The organism is Mesomycoplasma neurolyticum, from assembly GCF_900660485.1.
Lineage (GTDB): Bacteria > Bacillota_I > Bacilli_A > Mycoplasmatales > Metamycoplasmataceae > Mesomycoplasma_A > Mesomycoplasma_A neurolyticum.
This window is the reverse complement of the sequence record NZ_LR214951.1, coordinates 417,942-430,512: the sequence shown is the minus strand read 5'-3', so window position 1 is coordinate 430,512 and position 12,571 is coordinate 417,942. Positions and strand designations below refer to the sequence as shown.

At 21.1% G+C, this 12,571-nt stretch carries 4 protein-coding genes; 3 read left to right on the top strand and 1 reads right to left on the bottom strand.

Annotation, left to right across the window (positions count from 1 at the left end):
- The first annotated feature begins 535 nt into the window (after positions 1–535).
- Positions 536–4,288, top strand: coding sequence for a hypothetical protein (locus EXC65_RS01840; protein ID WP_129719796.1), 3,753 nt, complete (start codon positions 536–538; stop codon positions 4,286–4,288).
- A gap of 40 nt (positions 4,289–4,328) precedes the next feature.
- Here the strand turns inward: EXC65_RS01840 and EXC65_RS01835 are convergent, their stop codons facing one another.
- Positions 4,329–6,335 carry an alpha-amylase family glycosyl hydrolase gene (locus EXC65_RS01835; RefSeq protein WP_129719795.1) on the bottom strand — a complete coding sequence of 669 codons (2,007 nt, stop codon included), beginning with the start codon at positions 6,333–6,335 and terminating at the stop codon, positions 4,329–4,331.
- Between the two features lie 243 nt (positions 6,336–6,578).
- Between EXC65_RS01835 and EXC65_RS01830 the strand changes: the two genes are divergently transcribed.
- Entirely contained in the window at positions 6,579–10,514 is a 3,936-nt protein-coding gene (locus EXC65_RS01830; protein ID WP_129719794.1) for an AAA domain-containing protein, read from the top strand.
- Positions 10,507–12,570, top strand: a complete 2,064-nt coding sequence (locus tag EXC65_RS01825) for an RNA polymerase beta'' subunit family protein (protein WP_129719793.1) — start codon at positions 10,507–10,509, stop codon at positions 12,568–12,570. The genes EXC65_RS01830 and EXC65_RS01825 overlap by 8 nt, the downstream gene beginning before the upstream one ends.
- The last annotated feature ends 1 nt before the right edge of the window (position 12,571 follow it).

The window sequence follows — 12,571 nt, the reverse complement described above, 5'->3', positions numbered from 1 at the left end:
TAGCAGCTATTTTATTGTCTTTTCAACCTCAAAATCAAAAAAAAATAATAAAAATTAATAATTCTAGAAAGCAAATTCAATTATTAGGGCCAAATTATAAATATGGATGAGTTTTATTTTTTATTTGATTTATAGCAGCTATATTATCATTAATTGCTTTAAAAAATTATGGTTTTTTTATAAAAAAAGACAAAAAATTTTGTTTAAAAAATAAAAAAAATAAGTTTCTACACATATTCATACAAAAGTAAAATAAAAATCAAATAGTATGTTATTTATAATTTGTTAAATAATATATAAAAATATGCTTTTAAAGTTTTAAAACACTGCGCGAATGAATTTAGCACAGTGTTTTTAGATTGATTTTTTTGAAATTCTAGAAAAAACAAAAAAATTTTTTTTTCTTAAAAACCTTAATTATAGATGATTTTTTTATTATTAAAAATAAGAGTATTTTTTTTATTTTCAACTTTGTTTAAATTTAGTTTATAATGTTGTTGAAACACAAAAAAGCAATAAAGGAGGAAAAAATAAAATGAAAAAAAATAAAAAAAATGTTTTGATAAATTCTGCAATTTTATTAACAGCAGCAACTAGTGTTGTGGGACTTGCTTATGCAACCAATTCAACAAAAGTTGAGAATAAAACATGAAATAATTCTAATGATATCAAACATTCTACGAATTTTAGAAACACAATGAATTTAAGTTCAGTAACAACAAGTGATACAACAACTGATAATTTTCCAGGATCTTATGAATGGTTACCAACTTTTAATTTAAGTGGAAAAAAAGGCAATTTTGATGATAATTCAAGATTTGATAAGACCAAACCTAATTTTTATGTTGAAAGAAGTTTTGGTGTTGTAGGTTTTCAAGATTTTCAGCAAATAATAGATTTTGCACAATCTAATGAAACAATTTATTTAAATCAAAATGTAAAAATTCATCAATCAATTTTAATAAATAAAAATGTTACAATTTCTTCAAAAGACAAAGTACACATTGTTAGAAATATTGAAGATGAAGCAATTTCTATGTTTACAGTAAAAGGTTCAGCAACATTAACTTTTGAAGTTAATGATCCAGAAAAAGAAGCTATTTCTTTAAATGGTTTGGGTGTTAATCTAAAAGGTAGAGCGCCTTTAATTTCTGTTGAAAGAAATGCTAAGTTAGTTGCTAAAAAAGGAATTAATTTTTATAATGCCAAAACATTAAATGGTGGTCCTGCTGTTTTTGAAAATAAAGGTGAAATCATTATTGACGGTTCAAATATTGAGCATAATGTTTCTAGTGGTCCTACAATTATTAAAAATTATGACCATTCTACTTTCGAGCTCAAAAGTGGTATTATTTTTAATAACGCTACTATGGGGGAAGCAGGAATATTTGAAAATGAAGGAATATTAAAAATAAGTGGTGGTCTTATTGATTTTAATAAAAGTTTTACAACTTCCTTGATAATTTCTAAAAATGATTCTCAAATTTATTTAAGTGATGGAATTTTTAGAAAAAATTTAGGTTACAATAAACAACTTTTTGAAATGAGAGACAATTCTATGCTTTTCTTGGAAAAAAATGCATATTTAGTACCTAGCAAAGACATAGATGCAATAGTTCTAAGAGATGATGCAACTATTAAAATTTTAGATAATTTAAACACAATGAATGAAAAATGAGGTGAACAAGGTAAAATTAGAATTCTTGTTGATATAATAAATAATGGAAATTTAAAACCAAAAAATTTAGTTCTTTTGAATGATTTCCATTTTTGAAAAGAAAGAATATTTGATTATTTTGTTTTTAAAAATTTTTATGATGATGGGCAAATTGCTGTTTTAGGAAATCAATATGACAATACATATAAAATTTGACCTGATTTAAATTTATTTAAAGATTTTAGAGAAAAATTAAATAAAGATTTTACTGCAGCAATGAAAGAAAATAAAGTAGTTGACCAAGAAGAATGGGTGGAAAATTATATTGGAAGTTGATTTGATGGTTTTGGTGCAACATCAAAATTAATTTTTTCTAAAATTCTTCAATTAAAACCTAGAAATTGAAAAATTGACACTCATGATTGATATGAATCAGACAGAAATGCTAATAATAAATTTAATGAGTTACTTTACTATTTACATGGTGCTGATATTGAACATGTTTTTGAAATTGCTTATTCTGAGGTTTTAAAAGGTGGTAAACCAAATATATCTATTTCATATCATCAAGGGCACCCAAATGGCTTAATTGGTCGAAAATTAGCAAATCCTTATCCAGAAGTTTTAAAGTGATATGATATATCTAAAATTAGAAATATGCTTCAAAAACATATTATTAATCAACGAGAAAAATATGATAAAGGTTATATAACATCAGATTTTTTATTCAAAAAGCAAATCACTAGTTTTTTAGTTGATAATGAACTTTTAAATGTTCTTTATAAACCTGGAGGAAAAGCTCCAAAAGTTGAAAATATTTTAAATGAAACAAAAAATTTTGATTTTTTTGATTATTCTGCATTTTGAAATAATGACAACAACACAAATAGAACTACAATTTTAAATGAAAATATTAATAATGGTATTTTTATCATTAAAGATAATAATGTTCAAAAATTTGCAACTTTAGAAAAGGCAATTGAAGCTGCACAGAATAATGACACAATTTATTTAAATGATAATGTTGAGTTAGAGAAAAAAATTACAATTAGAAAAAAAATTAAATTTTCTAGTCATAAAAAAATTAATATTACTAGAAAATATGATGCTATGTCCTATGACATGTTTGAAATTTCAAAGGGTGGAGCACTAACTGTAGAACTTGATAATCCAAAAAATCAAAGTATTACTTTTAATGGGTTAAGTATTGATCTTGCTAGTGCAGCTTTAATTTCAGTAAACTCAGGTGGTGAATTCTATGCTGGAAAAGGTGTGAGTTTCTTAAATGCAAAATCAACTAATTCTGATTTTTCAGTTTTTAGAAATAATGGAAAAATTGAAATTAATGGTTCTCAGTTCCTTAATAACCATGCTAGAAAAGCTGCAATTGTCAACAATTACCAAAGCGGGACTTTTATTTTTAGAGATGGTTTAATTGCTAATAATTTAGCTGAAGATATCGGTTCCTTGATTGAATCTTATGGAATTTTAAAGATTCTAGGTGGGAAAATAATGAACAATGATACTAAAAAAGATAGTTTAATTTCTGCTTATAATGACTTTGAATTTAATGGTAACATTGGATTCAACACATCTACAAACTTAACTGCAATCCATTTATTTAATGATGCGAAATTGACAATTCTTAAAGATGCATACATAGATTATAGTTTTGCTAAACATATTATTTTAGAAAATAGATCTTCAATGATCATCAAAGAACATTTAGATAGAATTAATAATCAAAAACACATTCTAAATGTAATTCTTCGTGAACAAAGCGCAGAAAATTTAATTTTTGAAATTAAAAATAAAGAATTGGATGTTAAAAAAGTAGCTACTGAAATTTTAGATAAATTTAGATTTGTTGATGATATTAAAAGTAAAGCGGTTATTTTAGAAGCAGAAAGTTTAGTGCCTGTCTTTAGAGTAGCATCTAAAACATTTATATCAGTTATGGAAAATTTTGTTTTAGAGCATAAAGATGCCATCAATGACTTGATTTTAAAAGCTGATGAAAAAGGATTGATGGACTACATTAGTAAATCTGAAGTTTCATTTAGAGATGTTTATTACACAGTTAAACAATTTATAAAATATACTCCTTATCAAATATGAACTGATAAAACTATAGAGGGAATTAAAGCAAGCGAAAAAACTATTGAAGATTTTGCAAATGAACTTTGAACAATTAGTGAGAGAGCATTTATTTTCGCGGGTCTTGCTTCTGCTATGGCTGTTGGTTATGGGGTAGCTGCATTCTTTACTGCAGGTTCAACTACATGAAGTGCTATAGGTTCAGCTATTCAAGCAACAACATTATACATTCAAGGTGGGCTTGTAAGAAAACAATACAGCACTTTAGTTAACATGAAAGATTGAGATCAAATTAAAAAGATTTCATTTTCTCAATTGAGTGGACAAGGTGCAGCAGCAATAAAAGCTGTTTCAAGATCTATGATTGTAATTCCTAAAATGATTGCAGTATATAGAGCAGTAAAATCAGTTGGAACTATTTTATCAGCATCTGCTGCAGCCACTTCTTGAAGTTCACCATTTGTTGCAGTTTTATTTGCTACTATCGATTTAGTAATTAGCTCAGCAAGCTTTATGGATGGATTAGTTTACTAATAAAATTTTTAAACAAAAACTCACTTGAAAAAGTGGGTTTTTATTTAAAAATTATTGAACTTTTTGCACTTATAACAAATTCATTTTGAATAATATTATCAAAATCTGAGTTAAATAAAATTTTGTTAAATTTAATATTTTTTAGTATTTTTTTGTTTTGACTAAAATTATGCATTACAAATAGTGAATCTTTTGTAACCTGTATTTCATAATAAATAAAATCTTTTTTAATTGTATGAAAAATAATTTTTTTATTTTTAATATTTAAATTAAAAAAAATAGAATTTTTGTAAGCTTTTAAAAGCTTAGATGTAAAACTAAAAACAAATTTTTTGATAAAAAGATTGTTTAAATTATTTCATTTTATTCCATTTGTATAATCAGTTGTTTTATAACTATTAGAATTAACTCATAAATTTTCAAAATCAAAAATAGAATTTTGACTATTTATTATTTTTAGTGATTTTTCAGAATCTTGACCACTAAAATCTGTCGGCTTAGTTTGGCAAAGTTCTGTTCCAGCTAAAATTAACTGTTTACCTTGAACACTGAATTGCATAATTAATGCTTGTCTATAAAGTTTTAAAGTTTCTCTAAAAGGTAAATCAGTAGTTGTAACTAATTTATCTCACAAGGTAAAACCATCATGACATGCACTATATTGTAGTGACATGTTTGGATCTTTAGCAAAAACTTCATAACTAATTTTTTTATTTTTAAATTTTAAATTAGTTTTAACTTTTTTTGTATTTCCAACAATAGAAACTAAATAATCATTTAAGTAATTTAAATTACCTTGAATAAGTCCATAATCATTAGATGCAAGTTCTAATGAATCATTACCTTTAATAGCATTTCTTATTGTGTCATTAAAATATGCAAAATTATAATTATTTACTGTTATTCCTTTGGTATAGCTATTTTTATAATCTAAGTCACTAAATTGTCATGCTTCGCCATGTAGCACAATATTTGGGTTTATTTTTTTTAATTTTTTGCATATTAAATCAAGAGTTGTTTTGTCAATAAAAGTAGATAAGTCAAATCTAAAACCATCAATATTAAAATATTTAGCAAAATATATTAAAGAATCGAAAATTAGTTTTCTCACCATTTTAGCTTCAGTGTTGAGCGCTGGTTCACTCACTGGTACAATTTTTGAATTATTTCTAAAATAATAATTTGGTAAAATATCTTCTAATATTTTGTTAGTCATTAAATGGTTAAAAACAACATCCATGATAACGCCAATATTATTTTTGTGTGCTTCATCTACAAATTCTTTAAACTCTTTTATTCTATTTGAAACATCACTAGGATCTGTAAAATATCAACCAGCTAGTGAAAAATAATTCATAGGGTCATATCCTCAATTGTAGTTTGTTATAAATTTATTTCCTTCATTTTTATTTAGAATATTTAAATTTTTATCGTTTAATGTATATATTGCATGAATGGGTAATAATTGTAAATAATTAACATTTAACTTTTTTAAATATTTAAAAACATTTAAATTTTGTGCACATTTAAATGTTCCTTTTCTTGTGCCACAATTTTTATTGTTCATTAATGAACTAAAGTCCCTAATGTTTAATTCATAGATTATTAAATTTTCGTTAGTGTTAATTTTTAGTTTATTTTTTGTTTTATTTAAAAACAGTTTTTCTCAATCAAAGATTGCTGCTTTTGGAATATTATTTGTTTCACCATTTCAATCAAATGTTGATAATGATTTTGCATAAGGATCTAAAACTATTTTATTTTTATCATTTAAATTATAAATTTTTATATGATAAAAATGATCTTTAAATTCAAAAGGTATTTTTATCTGTCAAATTTTATTTTTTCTTTTAAAAAACATTTTTTTAATTATTTTATCAGCTTCTATTTTGTTATAAATAATTAGCTGAACCTTTATTGCTAAAGGAGCTCAAAAATTTAAAATAAAATGTTGTTTTTCTTTAAATAAACCTAATTTTTGATATGTTGCAAATTGTTTATCTATTTGATTGATATATTTTTTTTGTTCCATTTTTATTGATGACATTTTTAAATTATCTTATTTTTTTTTGAAAAAAAATATTTCTTTTGATATATTAAAAAATTATTTGTTATGTTTTGTATTGTTATAGTATTTTAAATATAATTTTAAAAAGTTAAATTTGTTAAAAAGGATTATTTTTGTCTTTTTATTAATTTTTTGCAATATTATTTCATTTATTATAAATATTTTAATTTATATAGTAAAATTTAAAACAAAAAATATTTTTATTTTAAAAAGGTTAATATTATGTATATATCAAAAGAAAATGATTTAATAAATGAACAAAATACAGCGCACACAAAAGAAAAAGAACTTCTTTTTAAATTAAAACCAAATTTTTGAAACGCAAAATTTATTTTAAAACCTATAGAAAAAAGAGCTATTGGACTTTATGATTTAAAAAATAATTCACAATTTTCATTAATTAATTTAATAAACAAAACACAAATTTTTAAAAATATTTATTTAAATAAAAACGATACATTGAATCTTTTGAGTTTTTTAAATGATTTTGAAAAATTAGATAACTTTGACATTTTAAATTTAGATTTTCGTTCTATAGATTTTAAAAATTTTTTACGAAAGTATTTAGAAAATTATAAAAATGACAAAAATGCCAATAGTATACACACTGGGTGAGTTTTAGTTGGTTTTTCAAATGAAAAAAAAATTGAAAATTGAAAAACCAATGGTGCAGCTATATTTTTTGATTTACATATAAACAGCAATGATGAAAACGAAGAGATAGATTATTTTTTTCAAATATCTAGAATTGAATTTATAAATGTTAATAAAAGTAAAAAACCTAATATTATTCAAAATGTGAAATTTGATTGAGAAGATAAACAAGTAGAACAACATCATTCTCTCTTTTTTATTGAAACTTTTAACAAAATAAAAAAATTAATAAATTGAAAAGATGAAAATTTTAGTAATAAACTAAAAATAAAAGAATGAGAAGAATTTATAGGCAATGTCAATTTGCATTTTGATAAAGGAAACCAAAATGAGATATCAAATTTTGTGTTTCTTGTTGATAAAAATAGTAAAAATCTTAATTTGTTAAACTTATTAGAACAAGACAGTAAACAACATGATTATTGAATTTTTTCTTATATTGAAAGAACAAAAGGTGAAATTGAAAAAATCAAAAACCTTTTTCTTTTTTCTGCAAAAGATTTTGAAGATAAAGTTGAGGTCTTAATAAATTCCGACTATAAAATTTTTACAAATAAAAAAATTCAAGAAAAAATTGAAAATGAAGAAATAAAAGCAAGAAACGATGAAATAAGTGAAATAGAAAAACAATTCGATTCTCTTAAAAATGAATTATTTAAAATAAATAATGACTTTAATAAACAAAAAAACAATTTAGAATTAAAAGAAAAAGAATTTAATTTTTTAAATTCAGAAAAAGAAAAACAAGAAAAAGATAAAATCGAAATAAGTAGAGAAAAAAGAGAAATTAATAATAAATTAAATAATGAAATAACTATGTTGGAAAAGACATTGAATTCATATGAAAAAGATGATCAAAATAAAAATATTGATATCAACAATCAATTACTAGAATTAAAAAATACGAAAAATGAATATAATTCAAAAGTTCAAAAATTGGAAAAAGAATTAAAAAATAAATTACAAATTTTAAAAAATGAATCAATAATATTAGAAAAATATTTAGATACTAAAAAAAATGAAGTAAAAAAATTAGAAAATCGAATTTTTCATTTAGAAAATCAACAAAAAGAACTAGAAAATAAATTAAAAAAAATTCAAGAAGATATTAGTTATTGACAAAAAGTGAAGGATTTTATAAATGAGTGTGAATTTAAACAAATTTATACAGGAATTCAAATAAATATTCATATTAAGGAAAATACCAAAAATGAAAAAAATAATAATTACAAACCATCAATTCCTTTTAATTTACCACAAAATGTAATTTGAGATAAAAGTGTGTTAAATACTTTGCCTTATTTAGATACTGATAAAAGAGGGTTGATAGCAAAAATAAGACGTTATGAAGGGGCATTTAACAATGTTAAACTAGGAAAATATAGAAATCCTTATTTAGTTGATTCAATATTTAATTTTCAAGAATTGAGTTCAAAAAATAATATAGAAAATAGTGATTTAATATATAAAATAAAAAATAAATATTTATTAAATCCTTTACAGGAAGAATCATTAAAAAAATTTGTTTTAAGTCAAGACACATTTTATTTACAAGGGCCACCTGGAACAGGAAAAACTCAAACTATTTGTTCTATTGCAGAATATGTTTTATCAAACAGAGAAAATGTTTTAATTACTTCTTCAACACATGAAGCAATTGAAAATTTTTTAGATAGACTTAATGAAAAAAATCAATTGGAACCTACAATGGTTTTATATAAATTTTCTTCCTTGAACACAAATCATAAAAAATCTCAAAATTTTAATTTAGATAATTTATATGATAATTTTGTTAATAAAGTTTTTAATTTTTATTTTTTAGAAAAAGATAATAAAATAGGCAAAGTAAACAATATATTTTTAAACAATAAAATAAAATATGAAGATTTTAAAAATTATTTTTTTTTAAATGAAATAAAAACATATGATGATTTTAAAGATAAAAAAGATATTTATATAAATACTTTGAAAAAAACTAATATTATAGATGATAAAGAATTAGATGATTTAAAAAAAGTTAATAGTAATTATTTTTCTTATGTTTGACAATCAATTAATTCTAAAATAGAGAAAAAAATTATTTTAATAAATAAACAATTAAAAAATATAAATATTGAAACAATAGATGAACTTTCAGCAATTTTCAAAAATAAAAACAACCTTTATTTTGATGAATATATAAAAAAAATAGATACTTTAAATAATGAAAATGATAATGAATTAAATGATCAGTTTGTTAATTATATTTTTCAAAATAATCTTATAAATGTTATAGGAATAACAACAACATCAAAGACTAATATTGAAATTTTTGCTAAAGGGAAGTTAGAGTCAAGAGATTTATACGTTGATTACCCAATACACACAACTATTATTGATGAAATTTCAAAATCTTCAACTCCAGAGATATTATCAAGAATTATTTTAGCAAAAAAAGTAGTTTTTTCTGGTGATTATAAACAATTACCTCCTACTAGTGATCTTAATGAAAATAATTTAAAAGAATTATTCTTTAAATTAGAAAAATATGATAAAAAAGAAATAATAGAAAATTGTGAAAATGAAGTTTGTGAAAATCTAGATTTTATAAATCAACAAAAATTAAAAGATTATAGAAATAAGGTAGAAAACTTATATAAAACATCATTTTTTAAAATTAAAGTAGAAGAAATGAAAAAACATTGAGAAATAGGAAATAAAACTTATCAATATTTAGCGGAACAACATAGATTTAATGAAGATATTATGGGGCTTGTTAATTTATTTTATAATGATGATGAAGAGTTAAGAATGCCGCCCGATGGCAAAAAAGAAATATATAAATTTGAAGGAAATAAAGTATATAATAGTTCTATTGTTTTAGTTAACACTAGTAAATTTTCAGACTCATACTTTAAATTATTAAATAGTAAAAATATTCAAAATTTAGATAATAAATTTGATGTTTTTGATCAACAAAAAACAGTAATTTTTGCAGAAATAAACGAATTAAAAAATAATGGTGCTTTTAATGAATATCATGCATGAGTCATTGAAAAAACTTTAAACAAATTTTTAAAATCCAACTCTTATAATTATAGTTTTAAAAATAAAATTGGGATCATTTGTTTAACTCGTAATCAAACATATATTGTTAAAGAAAGAATTGAAAAAAATAAAAAATTAAAAGATTTAAAAATTAAAATTGATACAATAGACAACTTTCAAGGTAGGGAAAAAGAAGTAATTATAGTAGATTTTGTTAGATCTAAAAACAAATTTGAAAATAATATAATTGATAAAAAAGATCCTTTTAAAAGAAATATTAGCTTTTTAAGTGAAGATGAAAGAATAAATGTTGCTAATTCAAGAGCAAAAGATTTCATATTTTTGATAGGTAATTTTGATTATTATAAAGAATTTTCTGAACAAAATAATATGCTAAATGATACTTTACTTAAAAAAATAGTAGATACATATATAAAAAGTGAAAATATTGAAGATGCAGGTGATTGAGATGAATAATAAAAGAAGTATTATTTTCCCTATTCCATATGTTAAAAATCAATTAAGTTGTAAAAAAAGAAGATGAAAAATAATTGAAAAATTAGATTTTGTTATTCTAAATTATTTTATTAATGTAGATGACTTTCCATTAGATTTAAAAATTAAAGATAGCATCATTAAAGCTTTGAATTTAAATAATGACTATTGAGATTTTATTAAAATAAGAATACAAAAATTAATTAATTCTGAAAATTTAATAATATCAGAAAATGAAAAGCTTGACGATGATTTGTTAAAAGGTAGTATAAGTGTTAATAAAAAAATAATCGATAGTTTTAAAGAAAAAAATTTTTTATATTTTGACAATTCTGAAATTTCTAAAACAATTTTTAGTATTAAAGATTTGATACTTGATTCTGATTATCAATTTTTTAATGAAAAAGAAGCAATATTAAAAAATAAAAATTCTGATTTAACTACACAAAAAATTTTTTATATTGAAAAACATTTTAATATTATTTTTGAAAAATTTAAAACCAATCCTAACAAAATAAAAGACTCAGAATCTATAAATAATGAGAATTTAAAAAAAATGTTAAAAATAAATAAAGATATTGAAGAAATATCTTTTGTAAAAAATTTAAAACAAGAATTATTAATAAAAGAAAAAGAAATTGAAATACTTTTAAAATTTCATGAAAATTCTTTAGAAATTAAAAGTGATTCTAAAGAATTTTATGAATATTTTGATTTTTTTAAACAAAATGATGCTATAAATGATTTTAAAGAGATAATCCAATTACAATTAAAATACAATTCCGATGAAAATATTTTACATTTTGAAAAATTAAATTTTAATGATGATAATGATAATTTTGAGCCTTATTTTATTAATGATTATGATTTAAAATTATTACTTCAAAACAATAAATTTTTTAATTCAATATTTAATTTTAGCGATAATTTTTTATCTTTTTCATTTATAAATGATAGTATATTCCAACTAGGAAAAGCAAAACCTATTAATTTTTTTATAATAGATAAAGAAAGTAATCAACATAATTTTGTTATAAGTGATATTTTAGGTGTGAAAAATATTAATTCTAACACAGAAATATTACAAAATATTTTCAATAAAAATAAGGAATTTTATTTAAGTGACAATTTTATTGAAAAATATAAAAAAATTTCAGAATCAAAATTAGGACAACAAATACTTGAATATATAAAAAATAATTTTTTAAAAAATAAAATTTGAGAAACAGAATATAAAAAAGTTGATGCAATATTAACAATTATTTTAGACAAAAACAAAAAAGAGGAAATTTATTCTTTTTTAATAAATGAAAATATTGAATTGTTTCTAAATTTTGATATTTTAAGTAAACATGTTTTCAATGTGTTTAAATTTGATTCAGAAAATAAAAATATTTTAAAAAATAAAGCTAAAAATTTCAACTTTTTAAACAATGATAATTATTCAAAAATTTGTAGTATTTATAATTTTAAATTAAACAAAGAAAATGATTTTTTCGATAAATGAAAAATGAATTCCGAATTTGTAACAAAACATAAAGAATTTGAAGAAAAAATACAACAAATGAAAACACAAAGATTTAATGATATAGATAAAGTTCAAGAATTTAAAGAAATTAGAGCTTATCTCGAACATGTAATTTCACCTTTTGAGAAAAATTATTGTTTTGATTTAACAGAATTTAAAAACATGATTGAAAAAATAGATGTTTTAATTATTAAAGAAAAAAAAGAGTTAGAAAATCATATAAAAATATTAGCAACAGATATAAATAGATATATTGAAGAAGAATTACAAAAATACAAAAAAGAAGAAAAAGATACAATTCAAGACCAAATAAAAAATTCAGATTGAGATGATACAATGAAAAACATTTCTAAGAAATTAAAAAATTGAAGAAATGATGTTGTACATTCGAAAAATAATTCAAAAATTAAAAAAAATACTTTTAACGAATACAAAAAATATAAAGAAATGTTTTTTAATTTTAAGGAACAAATAAAAGCATTTAATAATAAAAGAAAGAATAATAAATAAT